21 protein-coding genes are annotated in these 23,914 nt (G+C 64.7%); 14 read left to right on the top strand and 7 right to left on the bottom strand.

Going from position 1 to position 23,914, the window contains the following annotated elements; all coding sequences use genetic code 11:
• Positions 1–126: 126 nt before the first annotated feature.
• Positions 127–1,788 carry a cytochrome c oxidase subunit I gene (gene ctaD / locus HMP06_RS12355; protein WP_176497342.1) on the bottom strand — a complete coding sequence of 554 codons (1,662 nt, stop codon included), beginning with the start codon at positions 1,786–1,788 and terminating at the stop codon, positions 127–129.
• 3 nt (positions 1,789–1,791) lie between these two features.
• A complete protein-coding gene (gene coxB, locus HMP06_RS12360; RefSeq protein WP_176497343.1) occupies positions 1,792–2,913 on the bottom strand; it encodes a cytochrome c oxidase subunit II in 1,122 nt (373 codons plus the stop codon).
• Positions 2,914–3,109: 196 nt separating this feature from the next.
• On the opposite strand from coxB, the gene pyrE reads away from it, so the two are divergent.
• From pyrE to HMP06_RS12405, 9 genes are all read left to right on the top strand, one after another.
• On the top strand, positions 3,110–3,691 hold the full coding sequence (gene pyrE / locus HMP06_RS12365; protein WP_176497344.1) for an orotate phosphoribosyltransferase: 582 nt from the start codon (positions 3,110–3,112) through the stop codon (positions 3,689–3,691).
• Positions 3,688–4,434: a pyridoxine 5'-phosphate synthase gene (locus HMP06_RS12370; RefSeq protein ID WP_176497345.1), complete on the top strand. Its 747-nt coding sequence runs from the start codon at positions 3,688–3,690 to the stop codon at positions 4,432–4,434. The genes pyrE and HMP06_RS12370 overlap by 4 nt, the downstream gene beginning before the upstream one ends.
• Positions 4,431–4,859, top strand: a complete 429-nt coding sequence (acpS, locus tag HMP06_RS12375; RefSeq protein WP_176497346.1) for a holo-ACP synthase — start codon at positions 4,431–4,433, stop codon at positions 4,857–4,859. The genes HMP06_RS12370 and acpS overlap by 4 nt, the downstream gene beginning before the upstream one ends.
• Positions 4,856–5,779 (top strand): signal peptidase I, encoded by a 924-nt coding sequence (gene lepB / locus HMP06_RS12380; protein ID WP_176497347.1) that lies wholly within the window; start codon positions 4,856–4,858, stop codon positions 5,777–5,779. The genes acpS and lepB overlap by 4 nt, the downstream gene beginning before the upstream one ends.
• The gene (locus HMP06_RS12385) at positions 5,776–6,837 is read left to right on the top strand and encodes an AI-2E family transporter (protein ID WP_176497348.1); all 1,062 of its coding nucleotides are present in this window, start codon (positions 5,776–5,778) and stop codon (positions 6,835–6,837) included. Before lepB ends, HMP06_RS12385 begins: the two co-directional genes overlap by 4 nt.
• A complete protein-coding gene (maiA, locus tag HMP06_RS12390; RefSeq protein ID WP_176497349.1) occupies positions 6,834–7,472 on the top strand; it encodes a maleylacetoacetate isomerase in 639 nt (212 codons plus the stop codon). The genes HMP06_RS12385 and maiA overlap by 4 nt, the downstream gene beginning before the upstream one ends.
• A gap of 121 nt (positions 7,473–7,593) precedes the next feature.
• Entirely contained in the window at positions 7,594–8,544 is a 951-nt protein-coding gene (locus HMP06_RS12395; protein ID WP_176497350.1) for a hypothetical protein, read from the top strand.
• A 2-nt stretch (positions 8,545–8,546) separates the two neighbouring features.
• Positions 8,547–9,086 (top strand): DUF2141 domain-containing protein, encoded by a 540-nt coding sequence (locus HMP06_RS12400; protein ID WP_176497351.1) that lies wholly within the window; start codon positions 8,547–8,549, stop codon positions 9,084–9,086.
• A 6-nt stretch (positions 9,087–9,092) separates the two neighbouring features.
• A complete protein-coding gene (locus tag HMP06_RS12405) occupies positions 9,093–10,298 on the top strand; it encodes a glycosyltransferase (RefSeq protein ID WP_176497352.1) in 1,206 nt (401 codons plus the stop codon).
• Positions 10,299–10,307: 9 nt separating this feature from the next.
• On the opposite strand, the gene HMP06_RS12410 is transcribed toward HMP06_RS12405, so the two are convergent.
• Entirely contained in the window at positions 10,308–11,849 is a 1,542-nt protein-coding gene (locus HMP06_RS12410; protein WP_176497353.1) for a glycosyltransferase family 39 protein, read from the bottom strand.
• Between the two features lie 123 nt (positions 11,850–11,972).
• Here HMP06_RS12410 and HMP06_RS12415 point away from each other — a divergent pair, with 123 nt between their 5' ends.
• Together HMP06_RS12415 and HMP06_RS12420 are read left to right on the top strand one after the other, a co-directional pair.
• Positions 11,973–13,595 carry an alkaline phosphatase D family protein gene (locus tag HMP06_RS12415; RefSeq protein ID WP_176497354.1) on the top strand — a complete coding sequence of 541 codons (1,623 nt, stop codon included), beginning with the start codon at positions 11,973–11,975 and terminating at the stop codon, positions 13,593–13,595.
• A gap of 61 nt (positions 13,596–13,656) precedes the next feature.
• Entirely contained in the window at positions 13,657–14,667 is a 1,011-nt protein-coding gene (locus HMP06_RS12420) for a LacI family DNA-binding transcriptional regulator (protein ID WP_176497355.1), read from the top strand.
• Here HMP06_RS12420 and HMP06_RS12425 read toward each other — a convergent pair.
• Entirely contained in the window at positions 14,650–15,678 is a 1,029-nt protein-coding gene (locus HMP06_RS12425) for a YeiH family protein (RefSeq protein WP_176498524.1), read from the bottom strand. The genes HMP06_RS12420 and HMP06_RS12425 overlap by 18 nt on opposite strands.
• A gap of 197 nt (positions 15,679–15,875) precedes the next feature.
• On the opposite strand from HMP06_RS12425, the gene HMP06_RS12430 reads away from it, so the two are divergent.
• Positions 15,876–17,123, top strand: a complete 1,248-nt coding sequence (locus HMP06_RS12430; RefSeq protein ID WP_176497356.1) for an MFS transporter — start codon at positions 15,876–15,878, stop codon at positions 17,121–17,123.
• A gap of 54 nt (positions 17,124–17,177) precedes the next feature.
• On the opposite strand, the gene HMP06_RS12435 is transcribed toward HMP06_RS12430, so the two are convergent.
• Positions 17,178–19,595 (bottom strand): TonB-dependent receptor, encoded by a 2,418-nt coding sequence (locus HMP06_RS12435; RefSeq protein WP_176497357.1) that lies wholly within the window; start codon positions 19,593–19,595, stop codon positions 17,178–17,180.
• Positions 19,596–19,699: 104 nt separating this feature from the next.
• Positions 19,700–20,776, bottom strand: a complete 1,077-nt coding sequence (locus HMP06_RS12440; RefSeq protein ID WP_176497358.1) for a Gfo/Idh/MocA family protein — start codon at positions 20,774–20,776, stop codon at positions 19,700–19,702.
• Between the two features lie 36 nt (positions 20,777–20,812).
• On the opposite strand from HMP06_RS12440, the gene HMP06_RS12445 reads away from it, so the two are divergent.
• Together HMP06_RS12445 and HMP06_RS12450 are read left to right on the top strand one after the other, a co-directional pair.
• Positions 20,813–21,721: an aldo/keto reductase gene (locus HMP06_RS12445; RefSeq protein WP_176497359.1), complete on the top strand. Its 909-nt coding sequence runs from the start codon at positions 20,813–20,815 to the stop codon at positions 21,719–21,721.
• Positions 21,718–22,803, top strand: a complete 1,086-nt coding sequence (locus tag HMP06_RS12450) for an LLM class flavin-dependent oxidoreductase (RefSeq protein ID WP_176497360.1) — start codon at positions 21,718–21,720, stop codon at positions 22,801–22,803. The genes HMP06_RS12445 and HMP06_RS12450 overlap by 4 nt, the downstream gene beginning before the upstream one ends.
• 13 nt (positions 22,804–22,816) lie before the next feature.
• On the opposite strand, the gene HMP06_RS12455 is transcribed toward HMP06_RS12450, so the two are convergent.
• Positions 22,817–23,839: an oxidoreductase gene (locus tag HMP06_RS12455; protein ID WP_176497361.1), complete on the bottom strand. Its 1,023-nt coding sequence runs from the start codon at positions 23,837–23,839 to the stop codon at positions 22,817–22,819.
• Between the last annotated feature and the right edge of the window lie 75 nt (positions 23,840–23,914).

Here is a 23,914-nt window from a genome sequence, read left to right on the forward strand (position 1 = left end):
ATCTGTTCCTAGACGGCGCCGCGGCAAAGCCGCGTCGTCGGTCGTCACTTCGGACGCCGACCGGCCGATCGGCTCCCGCCTAACGCGGGACTGGCGCGCTGCTTTCGCAGCGCGCCTGCCTCCGGCTTAGTCGATCCGCGGCAGCGTCTCGAACTGGTGATATGGCGGCGGGCTCGACAGCGTCCATTCGAGCGTCGTCGCGCCGTCACCCCAAGGGTTGTCGCCCGCCGTCTTGCCCTTGAACAGCGACCAGATGATGTTGACGAAGAACACCAGCATCGATGCCGCCATGATCTTGTAGCCAAGCGTGGCGACCCAGTTCCACTGCGCAAGCGCGTCGGTGTAATCCGGCACGCGGCGCTGCATGTTCTGCAGACCGAGGAAGTGCATCGGGAAGAACAGGATGTTCACGCCGATGAAGAACACCCAGTAATGCAGCTGGCCGAGGAACTCATTGTACATCTTGCCCGACATTTTCGGGAACCAGTAATAGAAGCCGCAGAACAGCGAGAACACCGCACCCAGCGACAGAACATAGTGGAAATGCGCCACCACGTAATAGCTGTCCTGCATGTAATCGTCGATACCGCCGTTCGCGAGCACCACGCCGGTCACGCCGCCGACGGTGAACATGAAGATGAAGCCGATCGCCCACATCATCGGTGTCTTGAAGGACAGCGAGCCGCCCCACATCGTCGCGATCCACGAGAAGATCTTGATGCCGGTCGGCACCGCAATGACCATCGTTGCCGCCGTGAAGTACATCTTGGTGTTTACCGAGAGACCCGTTGTGAACATGTGGTGCGCCCACACCACGAAGCCAACCACACCGATCGCGACCATGGCGTAGGCCATGCCGAGGTAGCCGAACACCGGCTTCTTCGAGAAAGTCGAGATCACCTGGCTGACGATGCCGAAGCCCGGCAGGATCATGATGTACACTTCGGGATGGCCGAAGAACCAGAAGAGATGCTGGTACAGTACGGGATCGCCACCACCGGCGGGATCGAAGAAGGTCGTGCCGAAATTACGGTCGGTCAGCAGCATCGTGATCGCGGCGGCGAGCACCGGAAGCGCCAGCAACAGCAGGAAGGCGGTGACCAGCACCGACCACACGAACAGCGGCATCTTGTGCAGGGTCATGCCCGGCGCGCGCATATTGAAGATGGTGGTGATGAAGTTGATGGCACCGAGGATCGACGAGGCACCGGCAAGGTGCAGCGCAAGGATCGCCATGTCGGTCGACGGTCCGGGCTCACCATAAGTCGAAAGCGGCGCGTAGAGCGTCCAGCCATTGCCTGCACCCCCGAAGAACGGCGAGGCGAGCAGCAGCGTGAAGCTTGGGATCAGCAGCCAGAACGAGATGTTGTTCATCCGCGGGAAGGCCATGTCGGGCGCGCCGATCATAATGGGCACGAACCAGTTGCCGAAGCCGCCGATCATCGCCGGCATGACCATGAAGAACACCATGATCAGGCCGTGCGCGGTGATCAGCACGTTCCACAAATGGAGCGAATGATCGAGGCCCTGCTCGCCACCGGGGAGGTAGCTTGCCCAGATACCGAGATATTGAATGCCCGGCTCGGCCAGTTCGACGCGCATCAGGCCTGAGATCGCGCCACCAATGATGCCCGCGAAGATCGCGAAGATCAGGTACAGCGTCCCAATGTCCTTATGGTTGGTCGACATGAACCAGCGCGCGAAAAACGACATTTGATGGTCGTCATGCGCGTGCACGTCGTGCGTGTGCGCCTCGAAGGCGGCTGGGCTGAGGGCGGTGTCGGTCATGGCTTATTGTCCAGCGGAAGCGTTGGAGCCGGAAGCGGCGGGCAGCGCGTTGGCGGCGGCCGTATCGGCGGCGGTCGGTGCGGCGGGTTCGGATCCGGTGACGGCGGGCGACGGCGCTGCAGCGGCACCGGGCATCGTCCCGCCCTTTGCCTTCACCCATTGCGCGAACACCTCGGGTGTCACCGCCTGCACCGCGATCGGCATATAGCCGTGGCGCGCGCCGCACAGTTCGGAGCAGACGCCGAAATAGACGCCGGGCTTGTCGATCGTGAAGCTCGTCTCGTTCAAGCGGCCGGGGATGGCGTCGAGCTTGATCCAGAACGCCGGGATTTCCCAGGCATGGATCACGTCGTTCGACGTGGTGATCAGGCGAATCGGCACGCCGACCGGGAGCACGACGCGCTGGTCGGTCGCGAGCAAGCGGGGACCATCTACGGCCGTGCGTGCGCGCTCGCCCTTGCCGACTTCACCGGCCTCCTTGAGCATGTTCGCGGTGACTTCGAACCCGCCATTGTCGGGATATTGATACGACCAATACCATTGGTTGCCGATCGCCTTCAGCGTGATCGCATTCTTGGGCGCTGGCTTATATTGCGCCTGCAGCAACCCGATCGAGGGCAGCGCAAGGCCGAGCAGGATCAGCACCGGGACACCGGTCCAGAGCACTTCGAGAACGGTGTTATGCGATGTCTTGGACGCCACCGGGTTGGCGGCACGGCGATAGCGCACCATCACCCAGCCGAGCAGGAACAGCACCAGCACCGAAATGAAGGTGATGACCGGCATCAACAGCCAGTTGTGAAACCACGCGGCCTGGTTGCCGGTGCGCGTCACTTGGCGTTGCAGGCCGAGATCACCGACGACCGGCTGACCAACCTTGGGATCGATTGCCATTGCGGGCGCGCCGTCGACGGCGAGCATCGGGTCGGTCGACGCAGCAGGCGCCGTGGCGGGGATGGCGGCAGCGGGGGTTGCGGCAGCGGGATCGGCGACCACGACCGTGGGCGCGGCCTCGACCGGTTTTGATACAGGAGCAATCGGCGCAGCTTGCGGTGCGGCATTGGCTGCCCCGACACTCAGCATCGCGAGGCCCGCGGCCAACGCGATCGATTTGATCCCGATCATTCGCATCTTTCTTTTTCTACCCTCGACCACTCGCGCCGACGCACGCTGTCGGCAGGGCGGGGATACGCCCGTAAGCCCGGCCCTATACCCACGCAGCCCGTGTGTCTCAAGTCGATCATAGCGGATTTTTTGCGCAATCGTTGCGTCGCTGCACCCACACTTCTAATCAGGCCCCCCGCAGACAGGACCCGAGACGATGACTGACGACGATGTTCTGGCCGAATTCCGTGCCGCCGAGGCGCTGCTGGAGGGGCATTTCATCCTTTCATCGGGATTGCGCTCCTCACGCTATCTACAGTGTGCGCGGGTGCTGATGGATCCGGCGCGCGGCGCACGTCTGGCCGACGCCTTGGCCGCGCGACTCCCCGCCGACGTACGGGAAAGCATCGCAGCCGTCATATCCCCCGCGATGGGCGGGGTGATCGCCGGGCATGAAATGGCACGCGCGCTAGGGGTGTCGGCGATGTTCCTCGAACGGCCCGAGGGCGTCTTCGAACTGCGCCGCGGCTTCCGCCTCGAACCGGGCATGAAAGTGTTGATGATGGAGGACGTGGTGACGACCGGCCTCTCCTCCAAAGAGGCGATTGCAGCAATCGCGCGCGCGGGCGGCGAGACGGTCGCGGCGGCGGCTTTGGTCGATCGGTCCAACGGCACGGCCGATCTGGGCGTACCGTTCTACCCCCTGATTCGACTCGACGTTCCAACTTATGCGGCGGAGTCGCTACCGCCCGAACTCGCCGCGATCCCGGCGATGAAGCCTGGGAGCCGCGCGGCATGATCCGTCGACAGGCGCAGGACGATCGGCTGCGGCTCGGCGTCAACATCGACCATGTCGCGACGGTGCGGAATGCGCGCGGATCGGGCTATCCCGATCCGGTGCGCGCGGCGCTGCTCGCGGCGGAGGCGGGTGCCGATGGCATCACCGCGCATCTGCGCGAGGATCGGCGGCACATCACCGACGACGACATCGCGCGGCTTTCCGCCGAACTGACGATTCCGCTCAATTTTGAAATGGCGGCGACGCAGGAGATGCTGGCGATCGCGCTCCGCCACCGCCCCCACGCCGCGTGCATCGTGCCTGAAAAGCGCGAGGAGCGGACCACCGAGGGTGGACTGGATGCGGTCGGGCAGCACGACCATCTGGCGCCGCTAGTGTCCGAACTGCGCGCGGCGAACATTCGCGTGTCGCTGTTCATCGAGCCCGATGCGCGCCAGATCGAGGCCGCGATCCGGCTCGGCGCGCCGGTGATCGAATTGCACACCGGGCGCTATGCCGATCTGTCGGGCGAAGCGCAGGTCGCGGAAGTGCGCCGCCTGACCGAAGCCGCAGCGCTTGCCGCCAAGAACGGGATCGAAGTCCATGCCGGGCACGGCCTGACGCTCGCCAATGTGGCGCCGATCGCCGCGATTCCCCAGGTGCGCGAGCTCAATATCGGCCACAGCCTGATTGCCGACGCGATCTTCATGGGGCTGGGCGACGCGGTCCGCGCGATGCGCGCGGCGATGGATGCGGCGCGGTGATCATCGGGCTCGGTTCCGACCTCTGTAATATCGAGCGGATCCAGGCGTCACTCGGTCGCTTCGGCGCGCGTTTTGAGAACCGTGTGTTCACCGATATCGAGCGCGCCAAGGCCGCGCGGCGCCCCTTCACCAAGGCGGGCACGCTGGCCAAGCGCTTTGCCGCCAAGGAAGCTTTTTCCAAGGCCGTCGGGACCGGTTTCAAACACGGCGTGTTCATGAAGGACATCGGCGTCGTCAACGCCCCCTCCGGTGCCCCCACGCTGGCGCTTACCGGGGGAGCCAAGGCAAGACTTGACGCGTTGACGCCCGATGGCCACGTCACGCGCGTACATTTGACGATGACCGACGATCATCCCTGGGCACAGGCGTTCGTAATTATTGAAGCGATCGTGCCGATCGAAACGGTGCGTAAGGACGACATATGAGTGAGGATTTGGCCCTGGATAGCGACGAGATCGGCACGCCCGGCGAAAAGAACGCTGCGCCCGCGGAGTCGTCGAGTCCCGCCGCCAAGCGGCCCGGCACCGACTGGGCATCCGAATTGCGCGGTATCCTATGGCTGATCCTGGCGGTGCTGGGGTTCCACACCTTCGTCGCCAAGCCCTTCTATATCCCGTCGGAATCGATGCTGCCGGGGCTGCTGGTCGGGGATCAGCTGGTGGTGAGCAAATATCCCTATGGCTGGTCGTTCGTTTCACCCACGTTCCATGTATTGCCCTTTATCAGCGGGCGCTTGCTGGGGCGCCTGCCCGAGCGCGGCGATGTGGTGATCATAACCCCGCCGGGGACCAAGACCGACTATATCAAGCGTCTGATCGGCTTACCCGGCGATCGGATCGAGGTGCGCGGCGGCACGGTGATCCTGAACGGGGTGCCGCTGAAACGCGGTCCGCTGCATTATGTCGACGTTCCGCATTACGGCGGGATGCCACAGCCAGCCCCTGAAACCGGCCTGACCTGCGATCTCGGCCCGGACGCGCTGCGCACCGCGCCCGATGGCAGCGCGATCTGCCACATGCCGCTCGTCACCGAAACGCTGCCGGGCGGACGGCATTATGAGACGGTCGAACTGGGTTATAGCCCGGGCGATGACTTTCCCGCCGTTACCATCCCTGCGAACCATGTCTTCCTGATGGGCGACAATCGCGATCGCAGCGCCGACAGCCGCGTGCCGCTCGACCAGGGGGGGCTCGGCGGGCCGGTGCCGTGGGAATATCTCGGCGGGCGTGCGGAATTCATTACCTTCTCGAAGACCGGGCTCGGTAGCTGGAACCCGCTGACCTGGGGCCAGTCGTTCCGCGGCGGTCGCTCCGGGACGTCGCTGCACGCGGCGCGCGACAAATGAGCGATACCGAGACAGTTGAACTCGTCAGCGAGCCCGCGCCCAACGAATTGCGTGACCCGTTCATTCGGCAGGAGTTGAAGCGCGCGACGGTGTGGCTTGGGCTCGCCGGCGCAATTGCGTTGGTCGTCTTGCTGATTCAGCCCCTGCTGATCATTTTCGCTGGGTTGGTCTTCGCCTCGATGCTCGACGGCGGCGTGCGTTTGCTCGGGCGAATCTTGCCGATCGGGCGGCCATGGCGCTTGGCGATCGTCGTCATCCTGACGATCGTGTTCGTCGTCGGCGTCTTCTATTTGACCGGCGCCGGCATTGCGCAGCAGGTCGAACAATTGCGCGCCACGCTGACGACGCAGGCGACCAAGCTGATCGAATGGGCGTCGAACATCGGCATCATGCCGGGCAAGGCCGATCTCAACGGCATGGCGCAGCAAGCCTTGGGATCGTTCGGCAAGATCACCTCCTATCTCGGTGTCGCGTTCGGCGCTCTCGCCAGCCTGATCATGGTGCTGGTGATCGGCCTGTTCATTGCGATGGAGCCGCGGCTGTACGAAGGCGGGCTGCAATGGATGGTGCCACGCGACATGCGCCCGCGTTTCTCCGGCACCATCGAAGCGATGACCGTAACGATGCGGCGGCTGCTCGCCGGGCGGCTGTTCGGCATGGCGCTGGAGGGCGTGATGACCGGCGTCGCGCTGGCGATTTTCGGCGTACCGATGGCGTTGGTGCTCGGGATCATCACCGGCATCTTGGCGTTCATCCCCAATATCGGCGCGATCGTCAGCGGCGTGCTGATGGTCGCGGTGGGGTTCAGCGCGGGGATGCACACTGGGTTCGCCGCGATCGGCATCTATTTCTTCATCCAGACGCTCGACGGCTATGTCATCATTCCGATGGTGGCGAAGCGCACGGTCGATCTGCCGCCCGCGCTGACGCTGTCGACGCAGATCCTGGCGGGGACTTTGTTCGGTATTCTCGGCCTGACGCTGGCCGATCCGCTGACCGCGATGATCAAGGTAGCGCTCGAACGCAGTTCGGAAGCAGAAGCCGACGCCGAGGCATGACGCCGGTCCTCTACGATTTCTGGCGCTCATCGGCGGCCTACCGAGTCCGGATCGCGCTCAATCTGAAGCACGTCGCGTATCACAGCGTCGCAGTCGATCTGTCCAACGGGGCGCAGCGCGAACCAGCGTTTCTGGCGCGCAATCCGCAGGGCCTGGTCCCGGCACTCGACATCGGCACGACGGTGCTGACGCAGAGTCTTGCGATCATCGACTATCTCGACGCCACCCATGAGGCGGTGCCGATGGTATCGTCCGATCCGGTGGCCCGGTCGCACGTGCTGGCACAGGCACTGGTGATCGCAGCGGATATCCACCCAATCGACAATTTGCGCGTGCTCAACCGGCTGACCAGTCAGTTCGGGGCCGATCAGGCAGCGCGCGATGCCTGGTATACGCATTGGATCATCGAAGGCTTGACCGCATTGGAAGCGATGACCGCCACGCTGCCGGGGCCGTTCCTCGGCGGGAAGGCGCCCAACCTGGCCGATGTGTGCCTGGTTCCGCAACTCTATAACGCGCGGCGTTTTGCGGTCCCGCTCGCTGCGTTTCCGCGCCTGCTGCGCGCCAATGCCGCCGCCGCCGAATGCGCCGAGTTTGCCGCCGCGCATCCCGATCAGGTCAAACCGCCAGCGTGATGCGGCGCGCGACGGGTCGGCCCCAAAGCGAATTGCCGCGCCACACTTCTGCCGTTAAGGGGCGGCAGGGCGACACGGTTAGATATCACCGATCAGCCGAACGAGCGGACAGACGCACCACGTGGACATTTTGAAGACTGGGCCGGGGATCGTCGGAACGCCGAGCGAAACACCGGCGCGGGCAGCCGCGAGCGCCGATCTCGGCGGGCTCGTGCCGATGCCGCCGTTCAAGCGACGCTGGCCGACCTATCTCGGCGCTGTGGTAACGGTGGTGATGATCGTCTGGCTCGGCCTCAAACTCCGCGCGCTCGGGGTCGATAGCTGGGTCTCGGCGATGCCGACGAGCCCGCTGTTCTACGTCTTTTTCATCCTCCTCTATTTCTCGCCCGTCATCGGCGACTTCATCATCTTCCGCAAATTGTGGGGCATTCCCGTCAGCGGATTCGCCGCGCTGATCAAGAAACGCATCGCCAACGATGTGCTCAATTATTCGGGCGAGGCCTATTTCTACGCCTGGGCGCGGCAGCGATCGTCGATGGTCGCCGCCCCGTTCGGCGCGGTGAAGGACGTCAGCATCTTGTCGGCGATCGCCGGCAACATGGTCACGCTGGCGATGATCGCGGTCGCCATGCCGCTTGGCATCGGGCTGCTGACCGAACAGCAATTGCACAATGCGATCTGGTCGATCGTGGGCGTGTTCGGCATGTCGCTGCCGTTCCTGATCTTCTCCAAGCGCATCTTCTCGCTGCCGCGTGCGACGCTGTGGTGGATTTTCAACGTCCACTGCCTACGCTTGATCGCAGGCTCGATCCTGATCGCTTTGGCATGGCATTTCGGACTGCCGACCGTGTCGATGGGGGTGTGGCTGCTGCTCTCGGCAGCGCGGCTGATCGTCGGGCGATTGCCACTTCTGCCGAACACTGAACTTCTTTTTGCCACCTTCGCCACGCTATTGATCGGGCAGGATGACAAGCTGACCGTGCTGATCGCGGTCACGGCTGCGCTACCGCTGCTGGTTCATGTCATCCTGATGGCGATGTTCGGCTTGTCGAGTTTGGTGAGAAAGACGTGAGAATGCTGCGTAGATTTTCGATGACCGCCGCCCTGCTGGGTGCCGCGCTGTTCGGCGTCGGCGCGCCCGGCACGGCACAGGCGGCGCAGGCGCTGGGCAGCGATGCGGCGGCCTGCACCCCCGGCGGCGGGCCGGCGATCCGCGTGGCGGTCGAAGGGCTGAAGGATCGCACCGGCGAATTGAAGCTGGAACTGTACCCTGCGAACGAGACCGATTTCCTGCGCGACGATTATCTGCTGATCCGCGAGGGCAAGTTCTTCCGCCGCGTGCGCCTGCCGACGCCGGCGAGCGGCCCGGTCGTCCTGTGCATCCGCGTGCCGAGCCCCGGCGCCTATGCCCTGCTGTTCACGCACAATCGCGACGGCAAGAACAAGTTCAACTTCTGGAGCGACGGTGCGGGCTTTGTCAGCAATCGTAAGCTCGGCCGGTCGCGGCCGAAACTCGATCAGGCGCGGATCGTTGTCCCGGCAGGGATGGTGTCGGTCGATATTCGCGCGCAATATCTGCGCGGGCTCGGCGGATTCGGCCCGATCGGGAGCTGAGCCGCGATGCGCATCGTCGACGTCAACGAATTCTATTCACCGACCGGCGGCGGCGTGCGCACCTATATCGACCGCAAGATGGGGATCATGGCCGATCTCGGCCACGAACTGATCGTGATCGCGCCGGGCAAGGAAAACCGGGTCGAGGAACGCCCCGGCGGCGGCAAGGTGATCTGGATTGAGACCGGGCATTTGCCGCTCGACCAGAATTACGGGATCTTCTGGGAAGCGCCGCCGATCCTGAACCTGCTCGATGCCTTGCAGCCGGATGTGGTCGAAACCTCGTCGCCGTGGCGCCTGCCGTGGATCATCGGCAAGTGGCAGCCGAAATATGAAGGCGGCGCGGTGAAGGCGTTCTTCATGCATAACGACAACATGGCCGCCTACGCGCTGCGGTGGCTCGAGAATATGGGCCCGCAGGACCGGCTGGAACGCGCGTTCGGCTGGTACAGCCGCTACATGTCGCGCTTCCTCGCCTATTTCGACACGGTCGTCACCAATGGCCCCGCGCTCGAGAAACGACTGAAGAACCGCGGCGTCCACATCGACGCGGCGATGCCGCTGGGGATCGAGCGCGGCCATTTCTCACCCGGTCTGCGCGACGAACGCCTCCGCGCTGCCTTGCTCGCGCAGTGCGATTTGCCGCCGACCGGCCATTTGTTGCTCGGGCTTGGCCGCCATCATCCGGAAAAACGCTGGCGGCTGGTGATCGACGCGGCCGAGCGCGCCGGATCGGAGCTTCCGGTTGGGCTGATCCTGCTCGGCACCGGCGTCGAAAGCCGCCAGATCGAGATGCGTATCGCCGGTAGCCCGCACATCCGCATGTTCCGCCCGGTCTACGATCGCGAGCGGCTGGCGCGGATCGTGGCGAGTTGCGACGCGCTGATCCACGGATCGGAAGCCGAGCCGTTCGGTCTGGTCGCGTCCGAGGCGATGGCGGGTGGCCTCCCTCTGATTGTGCCCGACACCGGCGGTTGCGCTGAAGTGGCCGACAAGCATGCGTCAGAATTCTACACCGCGCGCGATGCGCAAAGTGCCGCGATGGCGATCCACCGGCTGTTCGCGCGTGACCAGCGCGTGCTGCGCCGCGCGGCGCTCGTCGCAGCGGACAAGGTCCGCAGCGACCGCGACCATGCGATCGAACTGATGGACTATTATCAGGCGCAGGTTGACCTGAAGCGCGCCGGCAAACCGCTGCGCGCGGCAGCCTGAGGGCGGATTTTAGCCAATCTTGGCGCGAAGCTTGGCGGGACAACTTTCGATCGCACGCGGTCCCTTGTCTCCGCGTAGGCGATAAACCAGACGAACCCGCCCGCGCGTCGCGACGCACCCCGCCAGCGTATAACGCTGGCGGATCGCCTGCATAACCAAGGCGTGCGCGGCGGGGTTGCCGAATTTGTAGACGGGATAGGTGTCGACGATCGCATCCGGGTTTGCGGCAAGGATCGCCCGCGTGATCACCTGGGGATCGCCGCCCAGCGCCCGCGGATTGTTCTCATCAGCCGTGTTGAGATGACCCGGGAAGACCCAGCGCGCCGGCAAGCATGAGTGGGTCAGCATATAGAGCGCCGGATAGCCGTTATAGACGAAGATACACCGGCTGGTCGGCATCGCGAGTGCCGCGACGGCGCGGGCTTCGCGGTCCCCGCCCTTGGCGGAAATGCTGATCGCCAGCACGATTTGCCCGGCCACGAGCGCCGTCACCGCAAACCCGATCGCCACCCGGCGCCGTGCGGCCAATGCGCTCGCCAGCAATAGGAAAGCCGGCACCAGGATTGGCAAGGCATAATGCGGCGCATCGAAGCGCCAATAGACAAGCACGCTGAACACCGCGCTTGCGAGCCATCCAATCAGATACCGCCGCTCGAGCGCGCTCGATGCCGCGGTGGGTCTGCGCGGGCCGATCAGCCCCACGATCAGCAGCGGCAGGAACAGCCCGACAAAGCTCGCCAAACCGACGACTTCGCGGGCGAAGCTCCCCTTGGTCTGCCCGAACACCGACACGAAATTGGCGAAAACGAACGCCTGCCACTGGCCGAGGCTCGCATAATAGAGCGCGACCAGCGCAGTCGGCAGCAGCGCCAGCGCAATCATCGCTGCCGCAAACAGCGCCGTGCGACCCAACGAGACACCATGCCGCCGCGCGAGCAGCAGAAACGCGCAACCGAAATACACGCCCTCGACCAGCACGCTATATTTGATCTGCAGCGCAAGCCCGACCAGCAGCAGCGCCGCCATCCCCTTCGCGACAAGCCCATCGGCGCGCGGCACGGCGGACAGCAGCAACGCCCCCGCCCCAATCATCAAGGCGTTGTAGAAGACCGGCGCCTGCCCGCCTTCGCCCTCCATGAAGTTCAGCCACAGGATGTACAGAATCGCGGCCAAAACCGACCCGAACTCATTCACATGGCGGCGCGCGGTCCAATAGATGCCGAACGCGGTCGCCGCGACGAAAAGCCCTGCCAGCAGCTTGTACTGGACGAACCCCTCACCCCCGGCCAACCGCGCACCGGCATAGAGCAGGAACAACCCGATCGGTTTGCGATCGAAAATATCGACATAGGGCAGCGCGCCGTGAAGCATCCGGTCGCCGACCAGCAAATAGAATTGCTCATCGAAGCCGAGGACGGGATTGCCGAGTGTCGCATAGCGCGCGACCAGCGTGACGAACAGCAGCAGCACTGCGGTCGCCGGGCTGCCGAGCGCAAAGGATCGCTGCGCGCGCGCAGATGCGGCGGGAGCGATCTCGCTGTCGGGCTCCACGCTCACACTCCTAAACCGTCGCTTGAGGGCGCTATCGCCCGAGCCGGTGGTTATTCCGATCCGTCACGGATATGCAATCGACAAGTGGCAAGCACAGAACTTGCCCGATAGGAGATGCCTGACATGAAAGCCCTCGACCGCCGCTCATTCCTGCTAACCGGATCGCTGGGGCTGGGCGCCTTTGCGGTGCCTGGATTCGCGCAAAGCCCCAACGTCTCCACCGCGCGCGGCTTCACCCATTCGGTTGCCAGCGGCGAGCCGGGCAGCGATTCGATGCTGTTGTGGACGCGCTACGTGCCGACGAGCGGCGACAGTGCGGAGCTTCGCGTCGAACTGTCCGAGACCCCGGATTTCGCCCGCGTGGTGAGCGGCGGCGCGCAGATCACGGGTGTGTGGCGCGATTTCACCGCCAAGATCACGGTCGATGGCCTGACCCCCAACACGCGCTACCACTTCCGCTTCGTCGCGCCCGACGGCAGCTTCTCGCCCGTCGGGATGACCAAGACCTTGCCGCAAGGGCCGGTCGATCGCTTCCGCACCGCGACCTTCTCCTGCTCGAACATGCCCTATGGCTTCTTTAACGCCTATGCCCATGCTGCCGCGCGCGATGACATCGATCTGGCGGTCCACCTCGGCGACTATTTCTACGAATATAAAGCCGGCGATTATCCCGCCGCCAAGGATCAGGTCGCCGGCCGTATCCCCCTGCCCGCCACCGAATTGCTGCATCTGGCCGATTACCGCATCCGCTACGCCAGCTATCGCAGCGATCCCGACCTGCAGCGGCTCCACCAGAAGGTGCCGATGATCGTGCAGTGGGACGATCACGAATCGGCGAACGACAGTTGGGAAGGCGGTGCCGAAAATCACCAAGCCGAGGAAGGCGACTGGAATGCCCGCCGCGCCGCCTCGATTCAGGCCTATCGCGAGTGGATGCCGGTCAGCGACGAACCGTGGAAGAGCTATGAGATCGGGACACTCGCCACGCTGTTCCGCACCGAAACGCGATTGCTCGCGCGGACCAAGCAGCCCGATGTCGCGCCCTTGTTCAAGGCGGAGGATCCCGCCGCCGCGCTGAAGGCGTTCCGCGACGGCGCATGGATGGACCCGGCCGTCACGATGATGGGGTCGCAGCAGGAAAGCTGGCTCTCCCATGCGATGGCGCAATCGACGCGCGCCGGGCAGCGCTGGCAAGTGGTCGGCTTCGGCACGATCATGGGCGAGACGGTCATGCCGCAGGATGCGACCGCCTGGCTTGCGCCCGATGCGTCCGCCCGCGCGAAGAATTACATTCTGGCCGGGGTCGGCGCGGCAAAGCTCGGCTTGCCGTTCAATTACGACAGTTGGGGCGGCTATCCGGCGGCGCGCGCGCGCTTCCTGCGCGGGGCGCAGCGGCTCGGCGCGAACCTGATCGTGCTGTCGGGCGACAGCCACAACGCCTGGGCCTACGACCTGGCGCAGGATGGCAAGCCTGCCGGTGTCGAATTCGCCGGCCATTCGGTGAGCTCGCCCGGCTATGAGGCAGCCACCGCGACCGATCCGAAGGTCATCGCCGCAACGCTGGTGCGCGGCAATCCCGAACTGAAATGGTGCGACACGTCGCGGCGTGGCTATATGGCGATGACGCTCACACCCGACAGCGCGACCAATGAGTGGATCATGGTCGACACGATCAAGGCCAGCAACCCGGCTGCGCGGATCGGCCACAGCACGACAATCCAGCGTGGACGCAATGTGATGGCGTGATGGTTGCCCGGACGGCCCCGCTGCGGCACACAGGCAGCGGGGTCATCCGGGAGCTTAGCTTTTGCGCGTAACGATCAAGGACGTGTCGCGCGTGTCAGGCGTATCGATCAAGACCGTGTCGCGCGTGCTCAACAAGGAACGCTATGTCGGCGCGGAAACGCGCGCGCGGGTCGAGGCGGCAGTGGCCGAGCTGAACTTCCGCCCGAGCATGGCGGCACGCTCGCTCGCGGGAAAGCGCAGTTTCCAGATCGCGCTGATTTGCGACAATCCCAGCCCCTATTACGTCTATGAAATGCAATCGGGCATTCGTGATCGCTGCGCGTTGGACGGGGTGCGGATGATCGCGCAGCCCTATGATCGCAATTCGCCGACCTTGCTCGACGATATCGAAAATCTGGTCGAGGCGACACATGTCGACGGGCTGATCCTGACCCCGCCGGTGTCGGATTATCCCGCGGTGCTGGAATTGCTCGCCAAACGCGGCGTGCGCTTCGTGCGCGTGTCGCCGGGCAGCGTGGTCGATCTCGCGCCATCGACCTTTATCGACAATGAAGCGGCGGCCGCGGCGATGACCGCGCATCTGCTTGGGCTCGGGCACCGCCGGATCGGCTTCATTGCGGGACATCCGAGCTATGCGACGAGTGGCCAGCGGATGCGCGGCTATGCCAAGGCGCTCGGCAAGGAAGGGATCGCGCTCGATCCGGTGCTGGTGCGCGAAGGCAGTTTCGATTTCGCCTCGGGTTCAGCGGCGGCCGAGGAATTGCTCGCACTCGATCCGCCGCCGACCGCGATCTTCGCGTCGAGCGACGATATGGCGGCGGGCGCGCTGACGGTGGCGCATCGGCGGGGCCTCGCGGTGCCGGGGCAGCTATCGGTCGCCGGGTTCGACGATACCGCGCTCGCCGGCTTCGTCTGGCCGCCACTCACCACGATCCGTCAGCCGACGCGGGTGATGGCGTATCAGGCGGCGGACCTACTGCTCGCCCCCGCCGATGCGCCGATCGAACGGCGCGAAGTGGAATTCGAACTGGTGGTGCGGGAATCGACCGGGGTTTTACCCGATCAGCAATAGCGCCGCCGCCAGCGCCAGACCGAACGCCACCAAAGTCGCCACCCCGATGATGATCAACGGCTTTGGCCCCGCCTCGAGCAATTGCGATAGCGGCGAACGAATCGCGGTTGCGGTGACCGCCGCTGCCAGCATCGCCGCCGCCGCTTTCTCGGCCCCCGTAGCGACGATCGGGGGGATCACGCCGAACGAGTTGATCCCCGCCAGCACGAAGAAGCCGACCACGAACCACGGCACGCCCGGCCCCTTGGCTGCACCCTCTCCCTTGGGCAGACACATCGCCACCACCGCCAGCACCGGTGCCAGCAAAGCGACGCGGGTCAGCTTGACGATTGCGGCGATGCCGCCCGCGCCGTCGGAATAGGAATAGCCAGCGCCGAGTGCTTGGGCGACATCGTGAATCGCCGCGCCGAGCAGGAAACCGGCTTTGAGGTCGCTCATATGGAAAGCGTGCGCGACCAGCGGATAGAGCATCATCGCGCTTGCGCTCATCGCGGAGATGCCGACGAGGACCAACGTAAGCTGCGCTTGGCTGGTGCGCTTTTCGCCAAGCGTCGTGGCCAGCGCCATCGCGGCCGACGCGCCGCAAATCGCCACCGATCCGCCTGCCAGCACGCCAAACGCGGTATCCTGCCCGAGCTTGCGCGCGGCGAGCACCCCTGCCCCCATCGTCGCCGCGACAATCGCCACAACGCACAGCAACGCGACCGGCCCAAGCGCGACGATCTGCCCGGCGGTAATCCGCACGCCGACCAGCACGATCCCCCAACGCAGCAACGAGCGCGAGGCGAAGGCGAGGCCCGGCGTCAACCGTGCATCGGCGCTGAGAAAATTGAGCGCGAGGCCGATCAGCAGCGCCATCAGCGTCAGCGGCACGCCGTAATGATCCGACAGGAACCCCGCCGCCAGCGTGCCCATCGTGACCACGATCAGGCCGGGGGCATAACCCCGCCAGTCGCTCTTGGGCGCGGTTTCGATATCGCTGTAGAGATCGCCATAGAGATCGGCGGCCATCGGCAGCGGGCGTTTCGTCGTGGCCATTGTCGTACCCCACCCCGTTCGGGCTGAGCTTGTCGAAGCCCCACCACGCGATCAGGCGTTGAAAGAAAAGTAGCCCTTCGACAAGCTCAGGGCGAACGGTAGGTTTGCTATAGCGTCGGCGCACGACGTGTGACAACGTTGTCGCAAGAAAAAGACGGGAGCGGAATCGGATGGCATTTGGGATCAGGGGTGGGTCGGCGCGCTGGATCATCGTGGCGATGGTGTTCGTCGCGATCATGCTCAATTATGTCGACCGGCAGATCCTCGCGCTGCTGAAGCCCACGCTCGAGGCGGAGTTCCGCTGGTCCGATCAGGATTATGCCAACATGGGCACCGCGTTCCAGATCGCGACCGCCTTTGCCTTTCTCGGCACCGGCTGGTTCCTCGATCGCGTCGGTTTGCGGCTCGGCTTCGCGCTTGGCGTGCTGATCTGGAGTCTGGCCGGCATGGCGCATGCCTTTGCCACCTCGGTCCCCGCGTTCTTCGCCGCGCGGATCGTGCTCGGCATGGCCGAATCGGTCGGAACCCCCGCCGCGGTCAAATCGGCGGCGACCTATTTCAACCATAAGGACCGGCAGATCGCCTTGGGCATCGGTAATACCGCGCCCAATATCGGCGCGATCGTGACGCCCTTGTTCATCCCGGCGCTCGCAGTGGCGTTCGGGTGGCAATCGGCGTTTCTGGTGGCGGGCGGCCTGGGTGTCGTTTGGGTGGTGGTGTGGTTCGCGCTTCGGATCAAGCCGGTCGCGCTCGACGCGGTCGCGCCAGCCCCGGTGCCGTGGCTGAGCGTGCTGCGCAGCCGCGAGACCGCCGCGATCGCGATCGCCAAGATCCTGTCGGATCAAGTGTGGTTCTTCATGCTGCTGTGGCTGCCCGATCTGTTCCACCGGCTGTTCGGGATGCCGCAAGGCACGCTCGGGCTGCCGGTCGCGCTCGTTTACGTGATGGCGGCGTGCGGCGCGCTGACGGGCGGGTTCGTGCCGTCACGGCTGATGGCGGCTGGGTGGAGCGTCAACCGCGCGCGCAAGGTCACGATGCTTGGCTATGCCTTGCTCGTGCTGCCGGTCGTGTTCGTGCAAAGCGTATCGAGCCCGTGGTCGGCGGCGTTGCTGCTCGGCCTGGTCCTGTTCGCGCATCAGGGGTTTTCGACCAACGTCTTCGGCGTGACCACTGACATCACCCCGGCACGGTCAGTTGGCAGCCGGATCGGCATCGCGGCATTCTGCGGCAATCTGTGCTCGGTCGGGATGATCCAGTTCCAGGCGTATGCCTTGGCGCATGGCTGGGGCTATGCGCCGGCGCTGGCGATTTGCGCTGGGTCGTATCTGACCGCGCTGCTGGCGATCCATTTGCTGATCCCGAACATCGTGCCGATCGACGAGAGCGAGCGCGGCGACGGGTTGGTCGCGGCCCACTGACGGCATAAAAAAGCCCCCTCCCGCTTTTGCGGGAGGGGGCCATTCGTTCAACAATCAGAAGTTCACGCGACCCGTCACGCCGAAGTAGCGATCGGCATCGCGCGGGATCTGGTAACGATATGCACCGCTCGGCCCGCCATTGGCGATCGTCGCGGCGAAGCTCTGGTCGAACAGGTTCCGCACCGTGAAGGTCAGCTTGTAGTGATCGGCCTTGTCGATGATCGACGCCGAGAGATTGACCAGACCATAGCCCGCGATCGTGCCTGCCGCGCGCACCACCGGATCGGGCGTGAAAATCGAGAGCTGGCTCGACTGATACGACCCCTGCGCGCCCAGCGCGAAATCGACCGGCGCATTGGTGCGGATCCGGTAATCGGCCGAGATGTCGCCCTTCCACTTCGGCGCGAAACCGAGCGGCGTACCCGGCGCGATGATGTCATTCGGGGTGCGCACCGGGGGCGGGTTGAACTGATCGACATGCGCGTCGGAATAGGCCGCACCGCCCGAGATGTTGAGGTCGCGCACCGGGCGGAAGGTGAAGTCGACTTCGCCGCCGCGCGTTGAGACCTTGCCCGCATTGGTGAAGCGGGTGATCACGGTGGTGACGCCGTTGATGACCAGCGTATCCGGGTTGTTCGCCTGGAAATTGCTGTACTGCGCGTAATAGGCCGCGAGGTTGAGCGTCAGCTTGCCGCCGAACAGCGTGTTCTTCAGGCCGATTTCATACGCGTTGGAGGTTTCCGGCTCGAGCGCCTTGGCCCCAGTCGGCTGCAAGTTGAAAAACAGGTTGAACGCCGGTCCCTTATAGCCGCGCGTGTAGCTGGCATAAGCGGTCGACCCGCGCGTGATGTCATACTGCACGCCGGCCTTGCCCGAGAAATTATCGGCCACGGTGCGGGCGGTATAGGGAATGCCGTTGGCGGCGGCAGGATTGCCGTTCGTCGTGGGCGAGGTGCGCGAATCGAACACGCCCTGGTCGAGCGGCGGGTTCGAGGCGCCGTTGCCCGGGCTGGTCGTCCGCGAGAAGGTCGCGTCGAGCTGATCGTGCGTGTAGCGCACGCCGCCGATGAAGCGGAAATTGTCCGCGACGTTGAGCGTCCCTTGCGCGAACACAGCAAGGTTTTTGAACACCGAACCATAATCGGCGCGACCGAAGGCGGTGCTGGTCGGTCCGGCCAAGCTGCTGGTGCACGGCGTCAGCACGCCCGTTGGCGCTGGTGGGGTTGCCGCCGAGCAGAACGCATTGTCGCGCTGGAAGATACGACGCGTCGCGGTGCGCGAATAATAGCCGCCAATGACGTAATCGATCAGCTCCTTACCCGGCGAAGTCAGCCGCAATTCCTGGCTGAACGTATCGCCGGTCTGCGGGCCGGTATCGTGCGATTGCGCGACGCCGATATAGGCCTGCGGATAGAAATCGCCGTCGCGAATCTCGTTATTGGCGAAATTGCGATAGGCGGTGATCGACGTCACGGTCTGCGTGCCGACAGTAATGTCGGCCTGGCCTGAGAACCCATAACCCGTCTCGATCGTGCGCGTGACGAGGTTCTGGTTGATGCGGCGGCTTTCATTGCCCTGAAGCGTCGGCAGGACCGTCTGGATCAGCGCGAGGTTGGCGGTGTTGACCGCACCGGTCGCGGTCAGCGGCGCGCCGCCGATCACTTCGGCGCAGCAATCGTCATTGTTGCGGTGATAATCGCCGATCAGCGTCAGCTTCACGAACGCGCTGGCGTCGGCCTCGACGATCGAGCGCACGCCATAATGCTCATAGCCATTGACGCGGCGGTTCACATTGGGCGCGATGTTGAAGATGTTGCCGTCATATTTGTCGTAGAAGGCGGTCGTGCGCGTGCGGATCGACTCCGACAACGGCAGATCGATCGCGCCACGCGCGCGATATTCCATGCCGTTGGCGAAATAGACGCTGCCCTCGGCATAGCCGCCGATCGTGCGGCCGGGACGCTTCGACACGATGTTGATCACGCCAGCGCTGGCATTCTTGCCGAAGAGCGTGCCCTGCGGGCCGCGCAGCACCTCCAGCCGGTCGATATCGACGAGATCGGTGAACGCCTCTGCCGCACGCGCAAGCACGACGCCGTCGAGCACGGTCGACACGGTCGGCTCGACCGCGATCGAGAAGGAGGTGGTGCCGATGCCGCGCAGGAACAGCGCTTGATTGAGTGCGGTGCCGGCCTTCACGAAGTTGAGCGAGGGGACGAGATATTGCGCACCCTCGAGGCTGGTACGGCCCTGCGAGGAAATCGCGTCGCCCGACACGACGGTAACGGCGAGCGGCACGTTCTGCAGCCGCTCAGAACGCTTCTGCGCGGTAACGATAATGTCGCCGGGGTTCGCATCGTCGGCGGCGGGTTCGGCGGCTACCGGCGCGGGTGCAGCGGTCTGCGCGAAAGCGGGTGTGGCGGTAAGCAATGCGAGCGACGCGGCGCCCGACAGAAATACGGTCTTTGTCATAATCCCCTCCTCAAAATATAAATCCCATCTGTTTGATGGATATTATCGTAATCGTGCCACTGACAGCGCAATCATGCTTGTCGGCGGTAAAGCCCTGCTTGGTGTCAGAACCCCAGTTCGGCCATTTTTACCACGCGGTGCTCGCGCGCGCTGATCTCGGCGGCGGTGCCGATTGCAACCGCCATCATGCCGTCGTGCGCGGTCACCTCGACCGGCCCCGCACCACGGACAGCGGCGTTGAAGCGCTGGTGCTCATAGAAGGTCGAACCGTGATGGCTGCCGGCGTTGAGCGCAGTTTCGTCGGTATGGACGACACGGCGGGTCGCCTGCTTGGCGTTGCGGAACCCCACGCGCGGCGAATGCACCAAAGCGCCTTCCGGGATCAGCACGTCGAGCCGCGCGTCGCTACCGACTGCGGTGATCTCTTCTTGGTTTTCCGCGCCATCGGCGAACATCGACAGATCAAGCATGGCGCGCACGCCATTCGCGAAATCGACCGTCGTATAGCTATTGTCGATGATGTCTGGCCGCTCGCCGCCATACGTCTCGTCGAGATGGTTCACGTCCATCGCGCCCGAGCAATAGACGCGCACTGCCTCGCTCTGCGTGATCAGCCGCATCAGATCGAAGAAATGGCAGCATTTCTCGACCATCGTGCCGCCGGTGTTGCGGTTGAAGCGATTCCAGTCGGCGACCTTGACCAGAAACGGGAAGCGATGCTCGCGGATCGACAGCATCTGCAATTTGCCGATCTTGCCGCCATGGATGTCGGCGATGAATTCGGCTGCCGGCGGCATGTAGCGATATTCCATCGCGGTCCAGAACACCTTGTCGGTGGCGGCGGCGCGATCGACGATCCAGCGGCAATCCTCGATCGTCGTGGCCAGCGGCTTTTCGCACAGGATGTGCAGACCCGCATCGAACAATGGTTCGAGCACGGTGCGATGCGTGAAATTGGGGCTGGCAACGATCACCGCGTCGCACAGGCCGCTCTTGGCGAGCGCCTCGACCGAATCGAACGCGGTCGCCTTCTCCGCGCGATCGCCAAGCGCGCTCTTAGCCCAACCGAGCGACCCTTGCGACGGATCAGCCAGTGCCGTCACCACCGCGCCCGGCGTGATCGCCAGGTTGGTCAAATGCTCGACACCCATCATTCCGGTACCAACCAGGCCGTATCGCACTTGCTCTCCCACGATCTTCTTCTCTATATGACAACGATGTCTGAAATCATGCTTACACCCGAAATGCGCGCGCTCGGCAAGAGCGGAATCATGGTCAGCCCGATTGCGTGGGGGATGTGGCGATTCGGTCACGCCTCGCAAACCGAGGGCCGCGCGCTGATCGAGGCGGCGTTTGCAGCGGGTGTGACGCTATTCGACACCGCCGATATTTACGGGTTCGACGGCTCGGGCGGGTTCGGTGATGCCGAGGCGTTGTTGGGCCGGATCTTCGCCGATGCGCCTGAATTGCGCGCGCGGATGGTGCTGGCGACCAAGGGCGGCATCACCCCGCCCGTGCCCTATGATTCGGGTCGTGATTATCTGATGGCGGCGCTCGACGCGTCGCTCACGCGGTTGCAGGTCGAACAGGTCGATCTCTACCAGATCCACCGGCCCGATATCCTCGCGCGTCCGCAGGAAGTCGCGCGCACGCTCGAAGAGATGGTGACATCGGGCAAGGTCCGCGCGGTCGGCGTGTCGAACTACACCGTGCCGCAGACGCAAGCGATCGCTGCGCTGCTGACGATCCCGCTGGCGAGCGTGCAGCCCGAATTCTCGGCGCTCGCGCTTGATCCGATCACCGACGGCCTGTTCGATTTGACGATGGAGCGCGATGTTGCGGTGCTCGCCTGGTCGCCGCTCGGCGGTGGCCGGATCGGCGCGCCTGAGGACGCGCGGTCGAAGGCGGTTGCTGCCGCGCTTGATGTCGTGGCCGAGGCCGCAGGCGTGTCACGGGCGACCGCGGCCTATGCCTGGATCATGGCGCATCCGGCGCGCGCCATCCCGATCGTCGGTACACAGAATGTCGCGCGGATCGGCGAGATCGCCGACGTCTATAAGGTCCGCTTCACCCGCCAGAGCTGGTACGACGTGCTGGTCGCCTCGCGCGGGGAGCGCCTGCCATGACCGCGCTGCCCCCCACCCTGCCGCCATGCGAGGTCAGCTGGTTCTCGGCGCTGTGCGACGACGATTACGAATTCCTCGGCGTACCCGATGCCAAGCTGAAATCAAGCTGGGAGCATTGCCGCGATATCGTGTTGCAGGCCGAAAGCGGCGGGTTCGATAATATCCTGCTGCCCTCGGGCTACCAGCTCGGCATCGACACCACCGCCTTCGCCGCCGCGATCGCGCCGATGCTCAAGCGCATGGCGCTATTGATGGCGGTGCGGATCGGCGAAACCTGGCCGCCGCAACTCGCGCGCCAGATCGCGACGATCGATCGGCTGCTCGGGGGTCGGCTGTGCGTAAACATCATCTCGTCGGACATGCCGGGCGAAACGCTCGGCAGCGCACCGCGCTACGCGCGCACGGTCGAGGCGATGCACATCCTCAAGACCTTGCTGAACGGCGAATCGCTCGACCATGACGGCGAATTCTGGAAACTGAAGGTCGATCCGCCGCGGATCGGCACCGTTTCGGGCACGGCACCTCTGCTCTATTTCGGCGGGCTCAGTCCCGATGCGCGCGAGGCCGCAGCCAAGGGCTGCGACGTTTTCCTAATGTGGCCCGACAAGCAGGAGGTCGTCGCCGACATCATCGCCGACATGACCGCGCGCGCCGCCGCGCATGGCCGCACGCTGAAGTTCGGGTATCGCGCACACGTCATTGTCCGCGATACCGAAGCCGAGGCGCGCACCGCGGCCGACCGTTTGCTGTCCAAGCTCGATGCCGCAGAAGGTGCCGCAATCCGCGCGAAATCGCTCGATTCGCATTCCGCCGGGGTGGCGGCGCAAGCGGCGTTGCGTGAGAATGCCGCAGATGACGGCTATGCCGAGGCGAATTTGTGGACAGGCGTGGGCCGCGCGCGTTCGGGCTGCGGCGCGGCAATCGTCGGCGATCCCGATCAGGTTCTGGCCAAGCTCAACGCGTATCGCGCGATGGGGATCGAGGCGTTCATCCTGTCGGGCTATCCGCACGCCGCCGAGGCCGATTTGTTCGCGCGGCATGTGCTACCGCACATCGATCACGGGCCACTGTCGCGCGGCTGAGTCCTCGGCGAGGTCAGGCGAGCGGCAGGCGTTGCCCTTCGTCCGCGCTGCGGCGGGCGAGCGCAATCAGCTCCATCACGGCCTGCGCGTCGCGCGCGGGAACTGGTGCCCCCGCGCCGACGGTGATCGCGGCAACCACGCCCTCATAGTAACGGCGCCAGTCTCCGCGAACGCTCGGCTCGCTGCGAGTCGTGCCGTCGGCGGCGGTGAGCGTGCCATAGGCATCGGGCCCATCCTCCCCAAAACCCGGAGAGGTCGGCGGAAGCCCGGCGCGGAGCACGGCTTCTTGCGGATCGATGCCGTGTTTTACGAAACTGCCGGCGGTGCCGTACAGCGCAAAGCGCGGGCGCGGCTGGGCGAGGAGCGTCGCGGCCGAGACGATGACCCGGCGGCTCCCATAAGATAGCGTGATCTCGAAATAATCCTCGGTCGTCGCACTCGTGCGCTGCGTTGCGAGGTCCGCCGACACCGCATCCGGCGCGCCGAACAGCACCAGCGCCTGGTCGAGCAAATGTGGGCCGAGATCGTTGAGCAGCCCGGCACCTTGGGTCTCGCGCCAGCCCAGCTTGATCGCAGGACGAAAGCGGTCCCAGCGCAATTCGGCAAGCGCGATGTCGCCAAGCACGCCGTCCGCCACCACGCGCTGGACCGTCAGGAAATCGGCATCCCAGCGCCGATTGTGGAATGCCGACAGCATCAGCCCGTGCGATTCGGCGAGCGTGATCAGCGCCGCGCCGTCGGCGGGATCGGTCACGAACGGCTTGTCGATCACGACATGCTTGCCCGCGCTCAATGCCGCCTGCGCAAGCGGCGCATGGAGATGGTCCGGCGTCGCGATCACGACCAGATCGATCGCGGGGTCAGCCATCAAACGGGCAGCATCTACGACAACCGTCACCTCCGGCCGATCGCGCGCGACATCCCCGCGGCGCGAGGTCACGATGCTTACCAGCCGCAACCCCGGGACCGCGCCGATCAAAGGCGCATGGAAGGACGCGCCCGCGAGCCCGTATCCGATCAGTCCGACGCGAATCATGCAATGCGCATAGCCCAGTTTCCGCGGCCTTGCCCATATCGGAGACATGCCCATCGGCGATCCGCTTCCGCCTGC

The organism is Sphingomonas sp. HMP6 (assembly GCF_013374095.1).
In the GTDB taxonomy this organism is placed as follows: Bacteria; Pseudomonadota; Alphaproteobacteria; order Sphingomonadales; family Sphingomonadaceae; genus Sphingomonas.